The sequence below is a fragment of the Mangrovibacterium diazotrophicum genome (assembly GCF_003610535.1).
Lineage (GTDB): Bacteria > Bacteroidota > Bacteroidia > Bacteroidales > Prolixibacteraceae > Mangrovibacterium > Mangrovibacterium diazotrophicum.
In genome coordinates this window covers 428,683-452,488 of the sequence record NZ_RAPN01000002.1, presented here as the reverse complement: position 1 = coordinate 452,488, position 23,806 = coordinate 428,683, and the positions used below count along the sequence as shown (strand labels likewise).

The 23,806-nt window shown below is 44.7% G+C and carries 18 protein-coding genes and 2 tRNA genes; 17 read left to right on the top strand and 3 right to left on the bottom strand.

Translation table 11 applies throughout. The annotated features are described in order from the left end of the window. Positions 1-13 precede the first annotated feature (13 nt). The 5 genes from uxaC (at position 14) to BC643_RS18015 (ending at position 5,605) form a co-directional block, all read left to right on the top strand. Entirely contained in the window at positions 14-1,414 is a 1,401-nt protein-coding gene (gene uxaC, locus BC643_RS18035; RefSeq protein WP_120274658.1) for a glucuronate isomerase, read from the top strand. Positions 1,415-1,516: 102 nt separating this feature from the next. After that, positions 1,517-2,554 carry a sugar kinase gene (locus tag BC643_RS18030; RefSeq protein ID WP_120274657.1) on the top strand — a complete coding sequence of 346 codons (1,038 nt, stop codon included), beginning with the start codon at positions 1,517-1,519 and terminating at the stop codon, positions 2,552-2,554. 80 nt (positions 2,555-2,634) lie between these two features. Continuing rightward, a complete protein-coding gene (locus BC643_RS18025; protein ID WP_120274656.1) occupies positions 2,635-3,303 on the top strand; it encodes a bifunctional 4-hydroxy-2-oxoglutarate aldolase/2-dehydro-3-deoxy-phosphogluconate aldolase in 669 nt (222 codons plus the stop codon). Positions 3,304-3,346: 43 nt separating this feature from the next. Then, positions 3,347-4,810, top strand: coding sequence for an MFS transporter (locus BC643_RS18020; RefSeq protein ID WP_120274655.1), 1,464 nt, complete (start codon positions 3,347-3,349; stop codon positions 4,808-4,810). Positions 4,811-5,107: 297 nt separating this feature from the next. Next, positions 5,108-5,605 (top strand): magnesium-dependent phosphatase-1, encoded by a 498-nt coding sequence (locus BC643_RS18015; RefSeq protein WP_120274654.1) that lies wholly within the window; start codon positions 5,108-5,110, stop codon positions 5,603-5,605. Positions 5,606-5,816: 211 nt separating this feature from the next. On the opposite strand, the gene BC643_RS18010 is transcribed toward BC643_RS18015, so the two are convergent. Together BC643_RS18010 and BC643_RS18005 are read right to left on the bottom strand one after the other, a co-directional pair. Then, complete coding sequence (locus BC643_RS18010) at positions 5,817-7,724, bottom strand: AMP-dependent synthetase/ligase (RefSeq protein ID WP_120274653.1); 1,908 nt, start codon at positions 7,722-7,724, stop codon at positions 5,817-5,819. A 128-nt stretch (positions 7,725-7,852) separates the two neighbouring features. Further along, positions 7,853-8,899, bottom strand: a complete 1,047-nt coding sequence (locus BC643_RS18005; RefSeq protein WP_120274652.1) for an aldose epimerase family protein — start codon at positions 8,897-8,899, stop codon at positions 7,853-7,855. A gap of 183 nt (positions 8,900-9,082) precedes the next feature. On the opposite strand from BC643_RS18005, the gene BC643_RS18000 reads away from it, so the two are divergent. The 12 genes from BC643_RS18000 (at position 9,083) to BC643_RS17945 (ending at position 22,224) form a co-directional block, all read left to right on the top strand. Continuing rightward, positions 9,083-10,081, top strand: coding sequence for a GntR family transcriptional regulator (locus tag BC643_RS18000; protein WP_120274707.1), 999 nt, complete (start codon positions 9,083-9,085; stop codon positions 10,079-10,081). Positions 10,082-10,181: 100 nt separating this feature from the next. Then, positions 10,182-11,252 (top strand): UDP-glucose--hexose-1-phosphate uridylyltransferase, encoded by a 1,071-nt coding sequence (locus BC643_RS17995; protein ID WP_120274651.1) that lies wholly within the window; start codon positions 10,182-10,184, stop codon positions 11,250-11,252. Further along, the gene (locus tag BC643_RS17990; RefSeq protein ID WP_120274650.1) at positions 11,249-12,526 is read left to right on the top strand and encodes a galactokinase; all 1,278 of its coding nucleotides are present in this window, start codon (positions 11,249-11,251) and stop codon (positions 12,524-12,526) included. Before BC643_RS17995 ends, BC643_RS17990 begins: the two co-directional genes overlap by 4 nt. A gap of 275 nt (positions 12,527-12,801) precedes the next feature. Continuing rightward, complete coding sequence (locus BC643_RS17985) at positions 12,802-14,103, top strand: MFS transporter (RefSeq protein WP_120274706.1); 1,302 nt, start codon at positions 12,802-12,804, stop codon at positions 14,101-14,103. 175 nt (positions 14,104-14,278) lie between these two features. Continuing rightward, a complete protein-coding gene (locus BC643_RS17980; RefSeq protein ID WP_120274649.1) occupies positions 14,279-14,992 on the top strand; it encodes an NUDIX hydrolase in 714 nt (237 codons plus the stop codon). A gap of 35 nt (positions 14,993-15,027) precedes the next feature. Beyond that, positions 15,028-16,542 carry an L-arabinose isomerase gene (gene araA / locus BC643_RS17975; RefSeq protein ID WP_120274648.1) on the top strand — a complete coding sequence of 505 codons (1,515 nt, stop codon included), beginning with the start codon at positions 15,028-15,030 and terminating at the stop codon, positions 16,540-16,542. A gap of 33 nt (positions 16,543-16,575) precedes the next feature. Further along, on the top strand, positions 16,576-18,297 hold the full coding sequence (locus BC643_RS17970; RefSeq protein ID WP_120274647.1) for a sodium:solute symporter: 1,722 nt from the start codon (positions 16,576-16,578) through the stop codon (positions 18,295-18,297). Positions 18,298-18,463: 166 nt separating this feature from the next. Further along, entirely contained in the window at positions 18,464-19,156 is a 693-nt protein-coding gene (araD, locus tag BC643_RS17965; RefSeq protein WP_120274646.1) for an L-ribulose-5-phosphate 4-epimerase, read from the top strand. Positions 19,157-19,179: 23 nt separating this feature from the next. Then, positions 19,180-20,856: a ribulokinase gene (locus BC643_RS17960; RefSeq protein ID WP_120274645.1), complete on the top strand. Its 1,677-nt coding sequence runs from the start codon at positions 19,180-19,182 to the stop codon at positions 20,854-20,856. A gap of 84 nt (positions 20,857-20,940) precedes the next feature. Beyond that, the gene (locus BC643_RS17955) at positions 20,941-21,849 is read left to right on the top strand and encodes a metallophosphoesterase (RefSeq protein ID WP_147377265.1); all 909 of its coding nucleotides are present in this window, start codon (positions 20,941-20,943) and stop codon (positions 21,847-21,849) included. A 201-nt stretch (positions 21,850-22,050) separates the two neighbouring features. Then, positions 22,051-22,124, top strand: a tRNA-Asp gene (locus BC643_RS17950). Between the two features lie 26 nt (positions 22,125-22,150). Then, a tRNA-Asp gene (locus tag BC643_RS17945) sits at positions 22,151-22,224 on the top strand. Between the two features lie 118 nt (positions 22,225-22,342). Here the strand turns inward: BC643_RS17945 and BC643_RS17940 are convergent. Further along, complete coding sequence (locus tag BC643_RS17940; protein WP_120274643.1) at positions 22,343-23,533, bottom strand: FG-GAP repeat domain-containing protein; 1,191 nt, start codon at positions 23,531-23,533, stop codon at positions 22,343-22,345. Positions 23,534-23,806 lie beyond the last annotated feature (273 nt).

Genomic DNA, 23,806 nt, shown 5'->3' with positions numbered 1-23,806 from the left:
GAAAGATCGGAAGATGAAAAAGTTTATGGATGAGAATTTTCTGCTGAAAACAGAAGTTGCTCAGAAATTGTATCACGAACACGCGGCAAAAATGCCGATTTTTGACTATCACTGTCATATTAATCCAAAAGATATCGCAGAAGATCGTCGCTTCAACACGGTAACTGAAGTATGGTTGTATGGCGACCACTACAAGTGGAGAGCGATGCGTACAAACGGCGTTGACGAACGCTTTTGTACAGGCGACGCGACTGATTGGGAAAAATTTGAAAAATGGGCGGAAACTGTGCCTCACACATTGAGAAACCCATTGTACCACTGGACACACCTGGAATTGAAGAAATTCTTTGGTATCGAGAAACTGTTGAGCCCTGCAACTGCAAAAGAGATTTACGACGAATGTAACCGTTTGTTGAATACTCCGGAGTACAGCGTGCGTGGCTTGATCCGCAAAGCGAATGTGAACACCATTTGTACAACTGACGACCCGGTTGATACATTGGAATATCACAAGCAAATCAAAGAGTCAGGTTTCGAAGTGGCGGTTTTGCCGGCTTGGCGCCCTGATAAAGCGATGATGGTTGCTGATCCTGCTTTCTTCAACGACTACATGGCTCAGTTGGAAAAAGCTGCCGGAACGGACATCAAAACCTTCGGTGACCTGATCGCTGCTTTGGACAAACGTCACGAGTTCTTCCACGAAAACGGTTGTCGTCTGTCAGACCACGGTTTGGACACCGCTTTTGCAGAGGACTACACCGCTGAAGAAATTGAAGCAATCTTTGTGAAAATTCGTGGTGGTGCCAAGTTGACTGCTGAAGAAATCCTGAAATTCCAGTCGTGCATGTTGTACGAGTTTGGTGTAATGGATCACAAACGTGGCTGGACTCAACAGTTCCACATTGGTGCTCAGCGTAACAACAACACCCGTCTGTTCAAAAAATTAGGACCCGATACCGGTTTCGATTCAATTGGCGATGTGCCTGTTGCTGCGCCATTGGCAAAATTGCTGGATCGCCTGGATATGGAAAACAAGTTGACCAAAACAATTCTGTATAATCTGAACCCACGCGACAACGAATTGTACGCAACCATGTTGGGTAACTTCCAGGACGGATCAGTTCCTGGAAAAATCCAGTACGGATCGGGCTGGTGGTTCCTTGACCAAAAAGACGGTATGACAAAACAGATGAACGCGCTTTCAAACTTAGGATTGTTGAGCCGTTTCGTAGGTATGTTGACCGATTCTCGTAGTTTCTTGTCCTACACGCGTCACGAATATTTCCGTCGTACATTGTGTGACCTTTTGGGTACCGATGTTGAAAACGGAGAGATTCCGTACGACATGGAACTGCTTGGAAATATGGTAGAAAATATATGTTTCAACAACGCGAAGGAATACTTTAATTTTTAGTCATTCCGAATAAGATGAAATCGATTGCACAACTCTTGGAGGATTCAAAAAGAGTTGTATCTTTGCAATCGATTGCACAAGAAAATTAAATGTTGAAATAAGATGAATAAGAAAGTTGTTACATTTGGAGAAATCATGTTGCGTTTAGCAACTCCTGGTTATTTGCGTTTTGCACAAACCGACACGTTCACTGCAACTTATGGTGGTGGTGAAGCCAACGTAGCGGTATCTTTGGCCAACTATGGTATTCCTGTTGATTTTGTAACTCGTCTGCCTAAAAACGACATCGGCGAAGCTTGCCGCATGGACGTTCGCAAGTATGGCGTTGGTACAGACAACATCATCTGGGGTGGCGACCGTTTAGGTATCTACTTCCTCGAAACAGGTGCTGTTAGCCGTGCTTCAAAAGTGGTTTACGACCGTGCTCACTCAGCAATTGCTGAAATTAAGCCGGGTATGGTAAACTGGAAAGAAGTATTCAAAGATGCAAAATGGTTTCACTGGACAGGTATTACTCCTGCTATTTCGCAAAGTGCAGCTGACGCTTGTTTGGAAGCGATTCAGGTTGCTAACGAAATGGGAGTTACTGTTTCATGTGACTTGAACTACCGCAAAAACCTTTGGAAATATGGTAAAGCTTGTGGCGAAATTATGCCTGCTTTGGTTGCCGGAACTGACATTGTTTTAGGTAACGAAGAAGACGCTGCAATGGCTTTGGATATCCACCCTGATGGTGTTGATGTAACTGGTGGTCATGTTGAAGGTGCTGCTTACGAATCAGTATCTAAAAAGATCATGGCTAAATTCCCGCGTGTGAAAAAAGTAATCACAACGTTGCGTGGATCAGTTAACGCTAACCACAACAGCTGGGCTGGTGTTCTTTTTGATGGCGAAAAACTATATGAATCTCCACAATACCAAATTACACACATCGTTGACCGTGTAGGTGGTGGTGACTCTTTCATGGGTGGTTTGATCTACGGTTTGTTAACTTACACCGAAGACGATCAAAAAGCATTGAACTTTGCTGTAGCCGCTTCATGTCTGAAACATACAATCTACGGTGACTACAACCGTGTGACTGTGGCAGAAGTTGAAAAATTAATGGGTGGAGACGCTTCAGGGCGTGTATCCCGATAGATTTATCAACCCCCTCCGTGAGGAGGGGGTTTTTTGAGTTTTTATACATATAGTTTTTAATTATTTTTTAAGCATTAGTTATGGCTCGTTTTTCCAGAATTGAAGTAGCAATTAAAATGAAAGAAACTGGCGTTGTTCCAGTGTTCTACCATAAAGATATTGAAGTTTGTAAATCAGTAGTAAAAGCCTGTTATGATGGCGGTATTCGTGTTTTCGAATTCACCAACCGTGGTGATTTTGCACACGAAGTATTTACTGCTTTAGTGAAATGGACTGCTGTTGAATGCCCGGAAATGATGATGGGTGTTGGTTCAATCATCGACGGACCAACAACTGCACTTTACATCCAGTTGGGTGCCGACTTCATCGTAGCACCAATCGTTGACGAAGAAATGGCTCGTATCTGTAACAAACGCAAAGTGGCTTGGAGCCCTGGTTGCGGTTCAGTTACCGAAGTTGTTCGTGCACACGAATTGGGTTGCGAAGTTGTGAAAGTATTCCCTGGTTCTTCTGTTGGCGGACCTGATTTCGTGAAAGCAGTAAAAGGACCGATGCCTTACGCATGCATTATGCCTACCGGTGGTGTTTCTCCGGACGAAGCAAACATGAGCGGATGGTTCAAAGCAGGTGTACATTGCGTTGGTATGGGATCTCAATTATTCCCTGCAGACGTATTGGCGAAAAAAGATTGGGCATTTATTACCAATAAATGTGCTGAAGCATTAGCGATTGCGGCAAAGCTTCGCTAATTTTCGATCCAATAAACAATTAAACCTAATAAATAAATTTACTATGTCTATTAATCAAGTTACAGAGAAAATGTCCAAGTACCGATGGACGATTGTGGCGATGTTGTTTATGGCAACAACCGTAAACTACCTCGACCGTCAGGTGCTTTCACTAACCTGGAAAGATTTTATCGCTCCGGAATTCCACTGGACTGACACCGATTATGGTATAATCACCGCATGGTTCTCCGCTTTTTATGCCGTAAGCCTTCTATTTGCCGGTCGTTTTGTCGACTGGTTGGATACGAAAAAAGGATATATGTGGGCCATTGCAATTTGGTCAATTGGTGCTGTACTGCATGCTTTTTGCGGTATTGCAACTTCTGGTATTCTTACCGGGCATTGGTTCGTTGGCTTTGAACAAGCCAGACACCATATCGCTCAGGTGCAAGATGTTGCTCGCGTACTGAATGTGAGCGTTGTATTGTTCATTTTTGCGCGTCTGGTATTGGCGATCGGTGAGGCCGGTAACTTCCCTGCAGCTATTAAAACCACTGCTGAATATTTCCCGAAAAAAGACCGTGCTTATGCAACCTCGATCTTCAACGCAGGAGCGACGGTCGGTGCGTTGGCAGCTCCGGTTACGATTCCGTTGCTAGCGAAACACTTTGGATGGGAAGCCGCTTTTATCCTGATTGGCGCTCTTGGGTTCCTGTGGATGGGCTGGTGGCAGTTTGGTTATATGAAGCCGGACAAAAACCCTAAAGTGAATAAAGCTGAGTTGGATTACATTGGACAGGATCACGATGAGAACGCAGCAAAAAGTGATGAGGAAATGGCAGCCAGAGGAAAGAAAATGAGCATGGCTAAATTGTTTAAATATAAACAAACATGGGCGTTCGCTTTTGGTAAATTTATGACCGATGGTGTTTGGTGGTTCTACCTGTTCTGGACTCCGGCTTATTTGAGCTCGGTTTACGGAATGGAATCATCAGATCCGGCAGCTCAGTTAGCTCTGTTCGTGTTGTACGCTATCACGCTTCTTTCAATTATTGGTGGTTGGTTACCAACTTACTTTGTTGACAGTAAAGGAATGCACCCCTATGCAGGTCGTATGAAAGCGATGTTGATTTTTGCTTTCTTCCCGCTGTTGGCCGTGTTTGCACAACCGCTCGGACACTTGACCTATTGGTTCCCGGTAATCATTATCGGTATCGCTGGTGCTGCTCACCAGGCATGGTCAGCAAACATCTTCACTACTGTAAGTGATATGTTCCCGAAAGCAGCTGTTGCAACCGTTACCGGTATTGGTGGATTGGCCGGTGGTGCAGGATCAGTTGTTATCAACCTGAGTTCTGGTATCCTCTTCGACCATGCCCGTTTGACAAATATGAATTTCCTGGGATACAAAGGTATCGAAGCCGGGTATTTCATCATCTTCGGAGTATGTGCGGTGGCTTACCTGATTGGTTGGGTTGTTATGAAGAGCCTGGTGCCGAAATACAAACCAATTACCGATTTGGTGTAATTAGAAGTCTTTGACATTTTGAAGGGCTTTTTAGTAAAGCTTTCAAAGTTTAATAATGAATAGTAAAAGGGTAGTCGTTACGGCTGCCCTTTTTACGTTTTAAGCGAATATTACATTTTGGTGGTATTATTTCTTTTTTATTAACGGAACATGAAGTAATAGCTAATTCCGCCGGATATGACTTGTGTCCTGTAAACATTATTCAAATAATTGCTTTATTGGTATAAAATGGTTGAACGAAGGAATGCTGAGGTTGGCGCCTGATAGCCATTTTTGCAATGAATAAATTTAAAGATTATGAAACTATTTGTATTTGATTTGGACTTTACAATCTGGAATGCAGGTGGTACCTGGTGCGACAGCACCCATCCACCTTTTGCATGGAAAGAAGGTAAATTAAAGGATCAGGAAAACAGATGGATTTACCTGTATCCGGAGGTAAAAGAAATTTTATCGGAACTGAAAGCAGAAGGTCACATGATTGCGATTGCATCGCGGACCAATGCGCCTACAATTGCCAAACAGTTGTTACACATGTTTGAAATTGATCATTTCTTTGATGCCCGTGAAATCTATCCTGGTTCGAAATTGACTCATTTTGACCGTATCATGAAAGAATTGAAAGTAGCAAAGAATGATATTGTATTCTTTGATGATGAGTACCGGAATGTCGAAGATATTCGCTCTATTGGTATTGAATCGGTTTTAGTGACGAACGGTTTGACCAAAGACCTGGTAAAACCTTACCTGACCAGAACCATTGCGCGGGACTTGCCGCAAAGTGAAGCGTGCTAGTGCGCAAAAAACAGAATTGAAAATTTGAAACAAAAGCACTTTTGCTTGTTGTTTCAAATTAAGCGGGCGTGGGGGATTGTACCTCAGCCAAGTTATTAACCGACTCGAACAGAGTCATTTTTTTTGGACTAAAGTTGCCTTTTAAAGTAGAAAAGGCAGAAAAGCAATTGCTTTCCCACCTTTCCCTGATTTCTATATACTAAGAGATTTATTAGTCAAACCACTGTTTCATCGCTTGCCGGTTTTGCTCGTTCACAATATTTTTTGCCTCGGCAGTGTAAAGAAAAGCAAGTTCATCGGCAAATCGCTCATTGATTTTTCCCCGTACCATTTTCATCGTTGAGTTCAACAAATGATTTTGTTCGGTAAATGCCTCGGGCAAAACAGCAATTGTTGCCGGCAGCCAGCGTTCTGGAAACGAGTTCGCAAACTCACCACCCTTTTTATATTTATCCACCTCTGCTTGGATCAGTCGCAAAGCTTCGTCGACTGCCTCATCGGTTCCCGCTTTAATTCCTTTACCACTTAATTCCCGGTTGATTGCTGCAATGTTCGGAACGATCATTCCGCAGGTGTAAGGATCCTGGTTATTGTGAAGCATGCACTGCTCAATCAACGGCGATTGCTCAACAATGGCTTCTTCGATGCCTTCAGGGCTGTATTTTTCACCATCATGACCAATCAGCAAGCTTTTAAAGCGGCCCAGCACATACAAAAATCCATCTTTGTCCAGGTAGCCCATGTCGCCGGTGTGCAGCCAGCCATCGCGCAGCGTATCGGCTGTAGCAGTCGGGTTTTGCCAGTATCCAAGCATCACATTGTCACCCTTAACGATGATTTCGCCTTTCTCTCCGGTTGGCATTTCCTTGCCATCGGCATCTACGATTTTTAGCTCCATGTATTTCACCAATCGTCCGGATGAACCCATTTTAATGGCATGCAGTGCGTTGGATGATATCACCGGGGCTGCTTCAGACAGTCCGTAGCCCTGGCACATCGGAATGCCGATCGCGAAGAAGAAACGTTGCAACTCGATGTCGAGCAAAGCGCCGCCACCAATGAATAACTTCAACTCACCACCAAATCCTTCACGGATTTTCGAGAACAAGATTTTATCATACAAAGCCACCAGCGGTTTGTAAATGAAACGTGTGCCTTTTCCGCGGTTGAACCCGTTGCCGTTGTATTTGTAGGCAATTTTCAAGGCATGGTTGAAAAGCTTTTCCGCTTTCGGCCCTTTTTGCCGAATATTAGACTCGATACCTTTCCGGAAGTTTTTGGCAATGGCCGGAACGCTCATCAACACGCGCGGCTTAATTTCTTTAATATTCTTCGGAATGTTTTTCAGCGTTTCCATTGGTGTTGAACCAACCTCAAGCGATGCCACACTTGCCCCAAAATACATAAAGCAATAAAGGCAGGCAGTGTGTGCAAAAGCGTGGTCCCAGGGCAGAAATGCCAGCGTTTTCCAGTCGGGAGTGATGTCCATCAGGGTGCTCGATTGAATCACGTTTGCCGCGTAGTTCAGGTGCGAAAGCATGATCCCTTTCGGGTCGGCTGTCGTTCCCGATGTATAGGAAATATTGGCGAGGTCGTTTGGCTCAATCGCTTTATACGATTGCTCAACCTGCTGGCGGTTATTGTGCAATAACGTTTTGCCTTGCTGCATCAGGTCGCAGAAATAAATGTCGTTGGGGAGCGGTTCCTCTTTTTCATCCAGGTGAATAACTCCTTCGAGTTGAGGCAGCTCTTTCCGGATTTCTTCAATCTTGGGTGCTTGCCCCGCCGATACCACAACGAACCGACAGCCTGAATGCTGCAGCCTGAATTTGATCTCGGTTTTTGCATCCAGCTTTACCGATAGCGGAACATTGATCGCTCCGGCGTACAAAATACCCAGCTCGCTGATGATCCACTGGTTGCGGCCTTCGGAAATCAAGCCAATTCGGTCTCCTTTTTTTACTCCCAAATCAATTAGGCCTGCTGCAAATTGCAATACCTTTAGGTGGGTTTCTTTATAAGTCAGTCCAGCAAATTCGCTGCCTTTCTTTTCCCACAAATAAACGTTGTTAGGGTATTTGGCGACGCTGGTTTCAAATAATTCTACGATAGTTTTCATCGGATCATGCGTTTGGATAAGTCGGCAGCAAAAATAAAAATTTTAGCCAATACCCTGCGATCTCTGTTACGTAGCACAAAAAAGAGGCCTGTTAAGCCTCTTTTACATTGAAATATGATGTTCTATCGTTATAAAGTTCCGAACTGGTAAATTGTATTTTCGGTTAATTTCTCACCCGGTTTTAACTCTGTCGTTGGGAAATTGGCATGATTTGGAGAATCCGGATAGTGTTGCGTTTCCAGCGCGACACCCGAGTAGCTGCCGAATTTCTTCACGCCATCGATAGTCAACTCCGGAATCCAGTAACCAGTGTACAATTGAATACCAGGTTGGGTGGTGTATACTTTTACGGTGCGGCCCGATGCGTCTTCCGATAAACAACCTGCATAAACCAGCTTGCCTTCATCGTTATCCAAAACGTAGTTCAGGTCGTAGCCATCAGCCAAACCGGCAATGTCTTTACCCAGTTTTTTGGTTTTGATGAAATCGAAAACCGTTCCTTCAACCGAAACAATATTTCCGGTAGGAATCATTTCAACGGCCTCTGTATATTTCGGCGCTGCCAATTCCAAACTGTGATTCAGCACATTCTCTTTACCTGCTGTCAGGTTGAAATAGCTGTGGTTGGTCAAATTGACGATCGTTGTTTTGTCTGTTTCAGCTTCGTAAGCCAATTCCAGTTTGTTTTCGTTGTCGAGCGTGTAGGTGCAGCTCACTTTCAGATTACCCGGATAGCCTTCTTCGCCGTCGGCACTTAAGTAGCTTATTTTTACACCAATTTTTCCCGGAATTTCCACGATTTCGGCATCCCATACTTTGCGGTCGAAGCCAATCAAACCTCCGTGCAGGTGGTTGGGGCCGTTGTTAATCGCGCCGGTGTACTCAACACCCTCAACTGTGTATTTCCCATTAGCGATACGGTTGCCGAAGCGTCCGATGATACAGCCGAAATAAGGATAGCTGCCCAGGTAGGCTTCACTCAGGTAGTCGTCTAATTTGTCGAATCCGCAGACAATGTTGGCGATGTTACCATCCTTGTCCGGCGCGTAAATCGACGTAATTAAGCCGCCGTAATTGCTGATATTGATTGTTACTTGATTGTCATTTTCCAGGGTGAAGAGAGTAACATCCTGGCCGTCTTTGGTTTTTCCGAATGCTTTACTGGTTATTTTCATAATATCGTTTTGTTTGCAACTTTGCTGCCGTTTCAGAATAGCCGAAGCAGCAACCTGTTTTAGCGATTTTTTTAAGTTTGATCACAAATATAGGAAATATTCCTTCGTACTGGTAGGTACTGGTTGCTAAGTTCTGTGGAATTTTTCTATTTTTGATTGTTGAACGAACTAATTGAACAACTTGTGAAAAACATCCAGATCGACGATTCTCTTGGTGTTCCCAAATACCGTCAAATTATAAATTCCATCTACCAGGCTATTTCTACCGGCGAACTGAAAGTCGGCGACAAAATTCCTTCACTTAACCAGATTTGTTCCGAATTTGAATTGTCGCGCGACACCGTGATGGTTGCATTCAACGAACTGAAAGCGAAAGGAATCATCAGTTCAATTCCCGGAAAAGGATACTACGTAAATAGTGTTGATGTGAATGTGAACGAACGCATATTCGTTCTGTTTGACGAGCTGAATGCGTTTAAGGAAGACCTGTACACCGCATTCTTGAACGCGTTGGATGATAAAACAACAGTTGATATTTACTTTCACCATTTCAATTTCCAGGTTTTTAAAGATTTGATTTCGGCCAGCGTAGGGCGATACACTTCGTACGTGATTATGCCGGCGACCTTCGATTTTACAGCTGATACACTGGCTGCCTTGCCGGAAGATAAGGTTTATATTCTCGACCGTTTGAAAGACGATTTGGCGAAATACCCGGTCGTGTACCAGGATTTTGAGCAGGATATTTACAAGGCACTTTCCGATAGTGAAGAGATGCTTCGGAAATACGAAAAATTGATCATGATTTTCCCGGGAGGGAAGGAGCCGGAAGGGCGCATGCTCGGTTTTCAGAAATTCTGTGAACAGCGTTCTATTCCCTTTGAGATTTTGAGAAGCTTGCTCAACCGAACTATTAAAAAGGGTGAAGCGTATTTCGTTCCTTCGGACCGAAACCTTGTGAAATTGGTAAAACTGGCCGCAGAACAAGAATTGGAACTGGGCAGTGACCTCGGCATTGTTTCGTTTAACGATACCATGTTGAAGGAAGTGGTTGCTGGTGGAATTACGACAATTTCAACCGATTTTGCACAGATGGGGCAGACGTTGGCACAAATGATTACCGACAAAAGTCAGCAACAGATTTCCAACCCCGCATCTTTGATTCGAAGGAAGTCGCTCTAAAGACACTTGTGTTTTAAAACATAAATATTGAACCCTTAGCCAGACCATTAATTTATAATTTTACCCACCAGTACCTACCAGTGGTAAAAAGCTTAAATTTATGACTACTTTTAATATTGAAGATCACCCTCACCGACGGTTAAATCCGTTAACCAACGACTGGATTTTAGTATCCCCGCATCGTGCAAAACGCCCGTGGCAAGGACAGGTTGAGAAGCCTGCTGTTGCAGAACGTCCGGCTTACGACCCCACCTGCTATCTGTGTGCAGGAAACGAGCGGGTAGGAGGACACAAGAACCCCGATTACAAAGGAACATTCGTATTTACAAACGACTTTAGTGCTTTATTAACTGATACGCCGGACGGCGGAAGGGATGAAGGAAGCTTGTTTCAGGCGAAGAGTGAAAGTGGAATTTGTAAAGTAATTTGCTTTAGCGAAAACCATGCGCTGACTGTTCCGGAGATGGAAGTAGAAGACATCCGAGGAGTTGTTGATGTTTGGTGCCGCGAGTTTGAAGAGCTGGGTAGTAACAACATGATCAACTACGTGCAAATTTTCGAAAACAAAGGTTCGATTATGGGCTGTTCCAATCCTCATCCACACGGCCAGATTTGGTCTTCATCATCGGTACCTGCAGAGCCTGCTAAAGAGTCGGTGACGCAAAAAGCCTACTTCGAGAAAAACGGCCGCACGTTGTTGGGCGACTATCTCGCAGCTGAGCTGGAAAGTAAGGAACGCCTGGTTGCCGAAAATGAACACTTCGTGGCTTTGGTTCCATATTGGGCTGTTTGGCCGTTTGAAGGTATGATTATCAGCAAACGCGCTGTTCAAAATATTTTACAATTGACAGACGACGAGCGCACCGGTTTGGCTGATATTTACAAACAGTTGACGGTGAAATACGATAACCTGTTCGAAACGTCATTTGCTTACTCTGCCGGCCTGCACCAGGCTCCAACCGATGGTCAGGATTATCCGGAGTGGCATTTGCATATGCACTTTTATCCGCCTTTGTTGCGTTCAGCATCAGTGAAGAAATTCATGGTAGGCTATGAGATGCTGGGTACACCTCAGCGCGATATCACTGCTGAGCAAGCCGCCCGCCGTCTACGCGAATTATCAGACATTCATTACACCACAATAAAACAATACAACAAACTAGAATTATGACTAAGATTAGCGCATTAGTAGAAAAAATTAACGGTGGTCAAAACCCACTGTTCGAAGAACTTTACGGAAAAGATGCAGCCGTTTTAAAAGGAATGGCAGATCGCTATGCCAAGTACATGGAGCAATACAGTGCAACATACGGATCAGACGATGTTAGCTTATTTAGTTCTCCGGGGCGTACCGAAGTTGGCGGTAACCATACCGATCACCAGTTAGGTCGTGTATTGGCAGGTGCGGTTAACCTGGATAATATTGCTGTGGCTGCTCCAAACGGAACCAACATTGTACGAATCGACTCGGTTGGCTTCAAGCCATTTGAAGTGGATTTGTCGGATCTTGAAATAAAAGAGTTCGCAGTAACTCCGGGCAACCTGGTAAAAGTGTATGCGAAAGAATTAAAAGAATTGGGACTCGAAGTTGGCGGATTCAACGCGATTATTCACGGTGCTGTACCGGAAGGTTCCGGTTTAAGTTCTTCTGCTTCTTTCGAAGTGTTGATTGGTGCTATTTTCAGCGAATTATTCAACGATGGAAAATTGGATCCTGTTGATAATGCGAAGATTGGTCAAAAAGCAGAACACGCTTGTCACAAATTCTGTGGATTGATGGACCAAACGGCTTGTGCTGTTGGTGGTTTCATTACCATTGACTTTGAAGACAAAGCAAATCCGATTGTGAAAGCATTGGATTTTGACTTTGCAACAACCGGTTACTCGCTGGTAATTACAAATACAGGTGGTAGTCACGGTGGTCTCGACGCAGAATATAATTCATTGCCTGCTGAGATGAAGGCTGTTGCCAAAGAATTGGGACATGAAGTTCTTCGTCCGGCCTCAATGGAAGATGTTGTAAAAAGCATCCCTGCTATTCGCGAAAAGGTGGGCGACCGCGCCATCCTTCGTTCGATTCACTTCCAGGGCGATAATGCCCGGGTGGTTAAGCAAGTTGAAGCTTTGGAGTCCGGTAACTTCCAGGGATTTTTGGGCATGGTGATTCAGTCGGGCTACAGTTCGTACATGTATAATCAAAATATTTACGTGAACAGAGAGCCTGAATATCAACCTGTTGCTTTGGGCTTGGCATTGAGTGAATTAGTGCTTGCAGGTAAAGGTGCATGGCGTGTACACGGTGGTGGTTTTGCCGGTACTATCCAGGCTTTTGTGCCGAATGATTTGTTGGATGAATACATTTCAACTTTGGAATCAGTTTACGGTGAAGGTAACTGCCATAAGTTGTTCATCCGCTCAAAAGGATCTATCAAGTTAGAACTTTAATTGATACTAACACTGGCTGCCGCGAAGCGTTAGCAAACTAAAAACGTGATATTTTTTTTAAAAGTTTTTAGGGCTAACATAACGGTAACCAGTGTTTTTTTTGCAAATTCGCAAGTCAAATTAGGTTGATGGAGATAGTTCTCCTGCAACTCTCAAACGTTTTGAAATTTTAATGTGTTGTAGCGACACTATTTGGCGTTACAAATCAGTTTAGATGGATGAGCTTTGAACCGAGTTATCAACTTCATATTAAACCAAACAAATTAAATCTGTTTATGACTAACAAGAAAAATTATGGGCTGCCAATTGCAATGATGATCTTGCTTTTTGGTATGATCGCATTTGTGACCAACCTGGCAGCACCAATGGGTAATGTATTGAAAGAGCAGTTTGCAGTGTCAAACTTCATGGGTATGCTGGGTAATGCCATGAACTTTATCGCTTATGCGGTTATGGGGATTCCCGGTGGATTGCTACTGCAGCGCGTAGGGTATAAGAAAACCGCTCTGATTGCTATCGCAGTAGGGTTTGTTGGGGTCGCTGTTCAGTACCTTTCGGGCTATGCCAGCGAAACATCAGCTTTTGCTGTATACTTATTGGGTGCCTTCATCGCCGGTATTTCAATGTGTTTGCTGAATATGGTGGTAAACCCAATGTTGAATACGCTTGGCGGTAGCGGAAATAAAGGTAACCAGCTGATTCAGTTGGGTGGTTCGTTCAACTCAATTATGGCTACGTTTACGCCAACTTTCGTTGGTATCTTGATTGGTGAAACAGCTCGTGCTCAAATTACCGATGTATTCCCGGTAATGTACATTGCAATGGCTGTATTCGCGATGGCTTTCTTCGTTTTGTTGGCAGTTGCTATTCCTGAACCACATGCTGAAAAAACAGAAGAACCGGTTGGCAGTCTTATTAAAGGTGCCTTGCAGTTCCGTCACTTTGTTTTGGGAGCCTTAGCAATATTCGTTTACGTGGGTGTAGAAATTGGAACAGCCGGAACATTGAACCTCTGGTTGTCGGATGCCAATGATCCATCGGGCGCTTTGGTGGGTAAAACCATTGCCGGTTTCGTTGCCGGAACGTATTGGGCGCTGATGTTGGTTGGCCGCTTGGTTGGTGCAGCTATTGGTAGCAAGGTATCCAGTAAAATGATGCTGGGAGTTACCTCCTTTGTGGGGATGATTTTCATCTTGGCTGCGATTTTCCTTTCGCCTGAAATTAAAGTGAACCTGCCTGTGCTCGAACGTGCCGCTTCAGGTGCCTTAGGCTTCGGCTTGAACGAAGTGCCGATTAACGCGATGTTTATTGTATTGGTCGGTTTGTGTACATCAATTATGTGGGGGGGGATTTTCAACCTTGCCGTTGAAGGCCTTGGTAAGTACTTGGCTGTTGCCTCGGGTATTTTCATGACATTGGTTTGTGGGGGTGCGTTCCTGCCCGCCCTGCAAGCATGGATGGCCGACATTACAGGTTACCAGGCTAGTTACTGGGTTATTTTTATTAGTTTGGGCTACCTGTTATACTATGCGGTAATCGGAAGCAAAAACGTAAATACCGATATTCCGGTAGAATAAGCTTGAAAGATTAGACGCTGGGTGAAGTACACTTAGCATACTCTTCAATATAAAAAAGGCCCTTGAAAGTATCTTCGGATATGTTCAAGGGCCTTTTCATGTTGTAAAACATTTAGTCGAAAAAAAAAGGTGATTTTCAATAAAAGTAACTTGTACTTTTATAATTTTGATCCCGATGGAACTGAATAACCAAACACTGCTAAACGAATTGTATGGGGAGCATCCCCAGCATTATATTGCTGTCGACTGTGTGATCTTCGGATACCGTGACGGCGAACTAAAACTCCTGTTATACCCCCGTAGTTTTGAGCCCGCAAAAGGAAACTGGTCGCTGTTGGGAGGATTCATTCAAAAGGACGAATCTTCGGACCAGGCTGCTGAGCGAATTCTGAAACGGACGACTGGTCTGGACCAGATTTATATGGAGCAGGTTGCTGCTTTTACCCAGCCCGATCGTGAACCGTCAGCGCGTGTAATCAGCATTGCCTATTACGCTTTGATCCGCTTGGATGATCACGACGAAGAAATTGTGCATCAATATGGTGCCGATTGGTTTTCCTTTGACCAAAAGCCAGAGTTGATTTTCGACCACGAGGAGATTGTCAGTAAAGCCTTGGCCAAGTTGCAGCAAAAGGCGACTTACCAACTGGTGGGCCCTGAATTATTGCCAGATATGTTTACCCTGACACAGTTGCGCGGCTTGTACGAAGCCATTTTTCAGCGCACTCTCGACCCGGGTAATTTCCGGAAAAAAGTATTGTCGCTTGGTGTGTTAAAACGCCTGAACAAAAAAGATTCAACGGAATCGAAGAAGGGAGCTTTCTATTACAGTTACGAGGAAAGCCCTGACAAAGGAGAGAAAGAGCTAAATCGAATAATCAAATTATAAATACTAATCAAAAAAACATTTTAACAGATACGAAAATGGCAAAGAACGAATTAAAAAACTACGAAGTTTGGTTTGTAACTGGTAGTCAGCATTTATACGGCCCTAAAACATTGGAACAGGTTGCCGCGCATTCAAAAGAAATTGCAGCTGCATTTGATGCATCATCTGAAATCCCGGTAAAAGTGGTGGTTAAACCTACAGGAACCGGTTCAAAAGAAATTCATACAATTTGTAAACAAGCAAACAGCGCTGATAACTGTATCGGTATCATCACCTGGATGCACACGTTCTCTCCGGCAAAAATGTGGATTCACGGATTGCAGGAGTTGCGCAAACCAATTCTGCACTTACACACACAATACAATAAAGAAATTCCATGGAACGAAATCGACATGGACTTCATGAACCTGAACCAAAGTGCTCACGGTGACCGTGAATTCGGCCACATCATGGCGCGTATGCGTATGAACCGTAAAGTAATTGTTGGTCACTGGCAAGATGCTGCAACAGTGAAAAAAATCGCTGTTTGGGCTCGCGTAGCAGCTGCTTTTGCTGATTCTCGCGATATGTTGATTATCCGTTTCGGTGACCAAATGAACAACGTGGCCGTAACCGACGGTGATAAAGTGGAAGCTGAAAGAGTATTCGGTTACCACGTTGACTACAGCCCGATTGGCGACCTGGTTAAAGTTCAGGACAACGTATCAGACGAAGACGTTGCTGCTTTGGTGAAAGTTTACGAACAAGAATACGAGTTGGCTGACAACTGTAAAGAAGGTGGCGAATTCCGCGAGCAAGTGGTGAAAGCTGCCCGTATCGAAATCGGTTTGCGTCGTTTCCTGGAGAAAAAAGGAGCGAAAGCATTCACAACTAACTTCGACGATTTGGAAGGTGTTGACCAATTACCAGGTTTGGCTTCTCAACGTTTGATGGCTGAAGGTTATGGTTTTGGTGCCGAGGGCGACTGGAAAACAGCTGCTTTGTGTCGTCAAATGTGGTTTATGAGCCAGGAGTTGCCTGACTATAAAGGTTGTTCATTCCTGGAAGACTACACGTTGAACTTCGACGGTGAAAAGAGCGCGATTCTGCAAGCCCACATGTTGGAAGTTTGTCCGTTGATCTCGGAACACAAACCAAAATTGGAAGTTCACCCATTGGGAATCGGTGGTAAAAACGACCCTGCCCGTTTGGTATTCACCAGCAAAACAGGTCCCGGTGTGGCAGCAACTGTCATCGACATGGGCAACCGGTTCCGCATGATCGTAAACACAGTAGATTGTATTGAGACCAAGTTGCTTCCAAAACTTCCGGTAGCAAGTGCTTTGTGGATTCCGCAACCAAACTTCGAAATTGGTGCAGCAGCCTGGATCCTGGCGGGTGGAACTCACCACACCAGCTTCTCCTACGACTTGACTGTTGAGTACATGGAAGATTTCGCTGAAATGGCTGGCGTTGAATTCGTTTTGATCGATAAAAACACAACAATCTCTCAGTTCAAAAACGAGTTGCGCTGGAACGACTTGTACTATCACCTGGCTAAAGGACTGTAATTATTCATTCAAAATAAACTAAAACTAAAACTAATGGCATTACTAGACTGGATCGTTATTGGAGTCTTCGCACTGGCTTTGATCGGGATCATTACCTGGGTTTTCATGCAAAAAGAAGAAACCTCGGGTGACTACTTCCTGGCTGGACGCGACGCTACATGGATCGCGATCGGTGCGTCAATTTTTGCATCGAATATTGGATCAGAACACTTAATCGGCTTGGCCGGCGCCGGCGCTTCTAGCGGTATGGCGATGGCTCACTGGGAAATCCAGGGATGGATGATCCTGATTCTCGGCTGGGTGTTCGTACCATTCTATACCCGAAGCATGGTTTCTACCATGCCCGAATTCCTTGAACGTCGCTACAACAAAGAGTCGCGTACAATTTTGTCGATGATTTCGTTGATTAGCTACGTGCTGACTAAAGTTGCTGTAACGGTTTATGCTGGTGGTTTGGTATTCCAACAGGTGTTCGGTATCGACACGATGTGGGGAATCGATTTCTTCTGGATCTCGGCCATCGGCCTGGTACTGTTGACCGCTGTTTACACGGTAATCGGTGGTATGAAATCCGTTCTTTACACCTCTGTTTTGCAAACACCGATCTTGTTGCTCGGTTCCATCATCATCGTTGTTCTTGGTTTGAGAGAATTGGGAGGCTGGGATGAAATGATGCGGATTTGTAGCGCTACTCCGGTGAACGATTACGGCGATACGATGACCAACCTGATTCGCAGTAACCGCGACTCAGACTTCCCTTGGTTAGGAGTATTTATCGGTTCGGCGGTAATTGGTTTCTGGTACTGGTGTACCGACCAGTTCATCGTGCAACGTGTACTTTCAGGAAAGGATGAAAAGGAAGCTCGTCGTGGTACGATCTTCGGCGCTTACCTGAAACTGACTCCTGTATTCCTATTCCTGATCCCGGGTATGATCGCTTTCGCCTTACACCAAAAAACTGGTAGCTTCTTGCCAATGATGGATAACGGAACGCCAAATGCTGATGCGGCTTTCCCAACCATGGTTGCGAAACTGTTGCCTGCCGGTGTGAAAGGTTTGGTGGTTTGTGGTATCCTGGCTGCTTTGATGAGCTCGTTGGCTTCATTGTTCAACTCATCAGCGATGTTGTTTACCATCGACTTCTATAAAAAGTATCGTCCAAATACAAGCGAATCCAAATTGCTTCGTGTAGGTCGTGTTGCAACGGTTGTTATCGTGATCCTGGGTATTCTTTGGATTCCGATTATGCGTAGCATTGGTGATGTACTTTACACTTACTTGCAAGACGTTCAGTCGGTGCTGGCACCGGGTATTGCAGCGGCCTTCCTGCTGGGTATCCTGTCGTCAAAACCAACGCCTAAAGGTGGTATGTGGGGTATGATCGCCGGTTTCATTATTGGTGTACTTCGCCTGGGCGCAAAAGTGTTGTATTCATCAATGGCAGGCAACGCTGGCTACACCGATGTGAAACTTTGGGCAGCTGAAAAGGGTGTAAATAATTTCTTCTATACCTTGTTCTACGATGTGAACTGGTTGTTCTTCTCAGGAGGTATGTTGGTGTTCAGTATGATTGTCGTGATGGTGGTAAGTAAATTTACCAAACCAGCTCCGGCAGAACAGCTGAAAGGCTTGACCTTCGCTTCGGCTTCAGCTGAAGACAAAGCAGCAACCCGCGCAAGCTGGAACAAATGGGATGTTGTTCACTCCCTGATTATTATTGGTATTACTGTTGTCTTCTATATTTATTTCTGGTAATCGAAACCGGAACTAAGAATCATGAGTAACTATTTTCAATAAGGACAGAAAACCGGGCGTCCGTCTGGGCGTCCGGTTCATTTTCTGATTTGAATTCAAACTGGTGGTGCAGTAAAGTTGGTTCAGATGTAGTTGATTTCTGTCTCAAATTTTAAAAGAAGAAAAGATGTTAGAAAAATTAAAAGAAGAGGTTTGCCAGGCTAACCTGGATTTGGTTGATCATGGCCTGGTGATTTTTACCTGGGGTAATGTGAGTGCAATCGACCGCGAGTCGGGTTTGGTTGTCATTAAACCCAGTGGTGTTTCGTACGACGGTATGAGCCCCGAAGATATGGTTGTTGTTGACCTGGAAGGTAATGTTGTTGAAGGCAAATACAAACCTTCTTCAGATACCGCTACACACCTTGTGCTTTACAAGAATTTCCCGAATATCGGCGGTGTGGTTCACACGCACTCAGAATGGGCAACAAGCTGGGCACAGGCTGGTAAATCAATCCCGGCAGTAGGTACAACTCATGCAGACTATTTTTACGGAACAGTTCCCTGTACCCGCAAAATGACTGCCGAAGAAATTAAAACCGCTTACGAATTGGAAACCGGTAATGTAATTGTTGAGTGTTTCCAGTCGCAAAATATCAATCCGGATTATGTGCCGGGTGTGTTGGTGAATAATCACGCTCCGTTCTCGTGGGGTACCGATGCACACAATGCCGTTCATAATGCGGTGGTGTTGGAAGAAGTAGCGAAAATGACTTTCCGTTCTTTCCAACTGAATCCGGACACCGAAATGGATCAGTTGTTGCTGGATAAACACTTCCTGCGCAAACATGGCGCGAATGCCTATTATGGCCAAAAATAAAAACTGAAAAAAACGAAATTAACATGACCCAAGCTAAATATACTATTGGACTAGATTATGGTTCTGATTCGGTACGTTCGTTGATTGTAGACGTTGCAACCGGAGAAGAAATCGCCAGCGTGGTTTTCCCTTACCCCCGTTGGGCAAAAGGAATGTACTGTGTTCCTCACGAAAACCAATTCCGTCAGCACCCGCTGGATTACCTGGAAGGTTTGGAATATACCGTTGTTGAAGCGTTAAAGCAAGCTCCTGCCGGTGTCGCTGAAAATGTAGTAGGTATTTCTATCGACACAACCGGTTCAACACCTGTTGCTGTTGACGAAAAAGGAACACCATTGGCATTGACGCCCGGTTTCGAGGAAAACCCGAATGCGATGTTCGTTTTGTGGAAAGACCACACGGCAGTAAAAGAAGCTGACCAAATCAACGAACTGGCGAAGAAATGGGAGATTGACTTCACAAAATACGAAGGTGGAATCTATTCTTCAGAATGGTTCTGGTCGAAAATTTTACATGTATCGCGTGCTGATGCAGGCGTTTTGCGAGCTGCCAATTCATGGGTAGAGCACTGCGACTGGATTCCGGCTGTATTGACAGGTACGACTCGTCCGCAGATTTTGAAACGTAGCCGTTGTGCTGCCGGTCACAAAGCGATGTGGCACGAAGCATTCGGTGGTTTGCCAACTGAAGAATTTTTGGTAGCACTGGATCCAATTCTAAGTGGCCTGCGCGACCGCATGTTTAAAGAAACTTACACTTGCGATGTTGCCGTTGGTAAACTAACACCGGAATGGGCTGAAAAATTGGGCTTGTCAACCGACGTTGTGGTTGGTGTTGGTGCCTTCGATGCGCACTTGGGTGCTGTTGGTGCTCAAATTGAGCCTTATTACCTGAGTAAAGTGATGGGAACATCAACTTGCGACATGTTGGTTGCACCGACCGAAGAAGTAGGAGATAAGCTGATTGCCGGTATTTGCGGACAGGTTGACGGATCGGTTGTTCCGGGCATGCTCGGAATGGAAGCTGGTCAATCTGCATTCGGCGATATTTATGCCTGGTTCAAAAAAGTATTGATGTGGCCGGCACAGCAAATCATTGGTCAAACTGAATTGGTTGACGAAGCAACTCGTGCTAAACTGCTTGATGAACTTTCGGACAAAATGATCATGGAATTGGCCAAGGCTGCCGAAGCGTTGCCAATCGACGAAAAAGGTGTGTTGGCCATTGACTGGATGAACGGTCGCCGTACGCCGGATGCCAATCAAAACCTGAAAGGTGCAATTGCCGGTTTGAACCTGGGAACTGATGCACCCCGTATTTTCCGTTCGTTGGTTGAAGCAACAGCATTCGGATCGAAAGCGATTGTTGACCGTTTCATCGAGCAAGGCGTACCGATTAAAGGAGTAATTGCCTTGGGCGGTGTGGCTAAAAAATCGAAGCTGGTGATGCAGATCGTTTGCGATGTGTTGAACATGCCGATTAAAGTGGCCCGTTCAGAGCAGGCTTGTGCTTTGGGTTCTGCAATGGCTGCGGCTGTTGTTGCCGGAGTGTATGCAACCACGCACGAAGCACAGGAAAAAATGGGTGGCGGTTTCGAGACTGAATACCATCCAATTCCGGAGAACGCTGCAAAGTATCAGGTTATTTACGAGAAATACATGAAACTGGGTCAGTTTATTGAAGCGAATCTGACTCGTTAAAATTGAATTATTACAATTCAGTTAAAGATTGCATTTCCTAAAAAAAGTAATAAATTGCCCGGCAAAAACCGGGCTTTTTTCGTTATGTACGATATTATCGGAGATATACACGGCCAAGCCGATATGCTGGAAGAATTGCTCAACCAAATGGGCTATGTGGCAAATAAAGGATATTTCAGCCACCCATCGAGGAAGGTGATTTTTGTCGGCGATTTTATTAATCGGGGGCCATCAATCAAACGCACAATAAGCATTGTCCGCAAAATGGTGGAGAATGATGCCGCGTTTGCTATTTTAGGGAATCACGAAGTCAATGCGCTTTTCTATACTTTGCTCGACAAGCAAGGGCAGCATATCAGCAAAAAGTGGTCACGCCTGAGGCTGGATTTGAACCCTACTTTAGCCGAATTTAAAGGTGAGCGCGAACTGTGGCGCGATCATATTGACTGGATGCGCACCTTGCCTCTGTTTTTGGAACTGGACGGAATACGTGTGGTTCACGCCTGTTGGCAGGACGAAAACATACAATTGCTGAAAGAAACTTTGACGGAGCCCAAGTTGAAGAAAAAACAGTTAAAAGCGATTGCCAAAAACGGCAGTCCGCTTTCCAAGGCATTTTGGGAAACCTGTAAAGGGATCGATTTTCAATTGCCCAAGGATTTACTCATTTTCGACAAAGAAGGATGTGCTCACCGTTCGTTCCGTTCCCGTTGGTGGGAAAACCCGCAAGGGAAAACATTCCGCGAATTGTCGTTCGAGAGTCGCTTCGAATTGCCGTCTTATCGAATTCCGGACGAAATTACCTCTTATCGGGCGCCATATTCGGAGTCAGATCCAATCGTTTTCTTTGGACACTATTGTATGAAGGAAGCCGAAAATATCGTTAAATCGAATATTTGTTGCCTCGATTCCTGCGTTAGCCGCAAGGGAAAACTCACGGCTTACAGGTGGAGCGGAGAAAAAGAGCTGATCGCTGAAAATTTTATTCAATAAAGTGTTTTTAGCTTGGCTCTGAAAATAAGACTGTTATTTTCGTTTCAAGAATTGGTCGGTTATTTTTAGGCAATTTTTTTTTCAAAGGGTATTGCAGACAAAAAAAGAAGCTCTATATTTGCAGAGCCTTTTGAGAAACGGATTTCACGAGGCAAGTTCTTTAAAATGGTGCTTTCAAAAATCGATTGAAAAAACACAATTGGTGCGGTAGTTCAGCTGGTTAGAATATCGGCCTGTCACGCCGGGGGTCGCGGGTTCGAATCCCGTCCGCACCGCAAATCGATTAGAAAAAAGCACTACTGGTGCGGTAGTTCAGCTGGTTAGAATATCGGCCTGTCACGCCGGGGGTCGCGGGTTCGAATCCCGTCCGCACCGCTTAAAGAGGAACATTCATCAGAGTGTTCCTCTTTTTTGTTTAATAAAAATTACGGTAATAAAAAAAAGATGGAAAATCATGCTTGAAATTCCATCTTCGTCTGTTGTCTCTTATCGACTAATATTTTACCTGTCTTGTAAAGTTTCCTGAACCGTCGTTTACCAGTTTGAAATTGTCGCCCAAATCATCGGGGAAGATGTCGATGTCGCCGTCATTGTCGATATCCTGCACGCGCACCCAAGGGAACCAGTTGATGTCTGACCCTCCCGGATTATCGATTTGGCTGGTGGCATCAGTAAAGGTTCTGCTTCCATTATTCTTCAGCAATTGAATGATGCTTCCGGTATAAAAGTTGCTGTTACCGCCGCCCGTGCGGTTAACTGCCAGGTCGCGGTCGCCGTCATCGTCGAAGTCTGCTGCATCAAAATCCAGTACAGTTCCGTAGCCTGTGTATTCAGGTATAACCGTGCGATTACTTTTCGTATAACTACCCGTGCTGCTTCCCCAATAGATTGAGGTTTCATCGCCATCTTGCTCATGCGCACCCACTAATAAATCCACGTAGCCGTCTTTGTCAACATCAATCAATTCTGCCGAAAACACTTTGTCAATACTGTCGTCAAATCGATCGGTTGCTGCTGTGAAATTGGCATTACCATCGTTGATGTAGAAAAACGGGTCATGTCCGCCAACGAAGATATCCAGGTCGCCGTCGTTATCGATATCCGCAGCTGCACCACCATGGAAGAATCCAGTTTCGCTCATTTTTGTCCAGCTGAATGAGCCTTCAGAATCCTGGATGATTAGCTTGCAGTTGTTGCCCGGGTACGGAGAGGCGTCGTAGCCATGATCGAAAATGAAGAGGTCTGTCAATCCATCGTTGTTAAAATCGGCGCAGATCGTTTTCCGCGCATGTGTTGCCGGTGGCATATCATCGTTGAACTCAGTACGCGAATTGTAAAAATCGCCATTCCCGTCATTCAGCGCGAGAATACAATCCACGTTGCCTTCTAGTAAATACTCGCCGGTTGCCATAAATACGTCGGTCAGTCCGTCGTGATTGGCATCCAGATAGGCGATCGCATCTCGTAAGTTACCGTAGACAGACGCATCACCCGGCATATTCCAATAATATACCTGAATATCGACTTGGTTCGAATACGCGTTTGAACTTCCCGCATCGGCGTCTGCGCTGGCTGTTATCCCGAGGTCGACAGTCGAGCTACTGCCACCGCCCGGATCATCTTTGGAACAAGAAGCGAAAAATACGGGTATTAAAAAGCTAAAAAGAATAATACTGTTTTTCATTATTGAGATAATTGTTAAATGATTATTTGAATATGTAAATAGATAAACAGGCAATAGATGTATTTATTTTAAAGAGAATTCGGAGTTAATAATTTCTTAATCATGTATTTAGGTGATCATAAATAACAGGAAGATTGTAAGTCTAAGGTTTGGGGGATTATCATCGCTGACAATGAGAGTTTTACTTTAATTAGAAAAAGATTTCGATGTCTTTTTTGTTAATTGACGGAGTTTCTGTCAACTCGAATGAAATTAGTTTGGATCAGCTTTTCT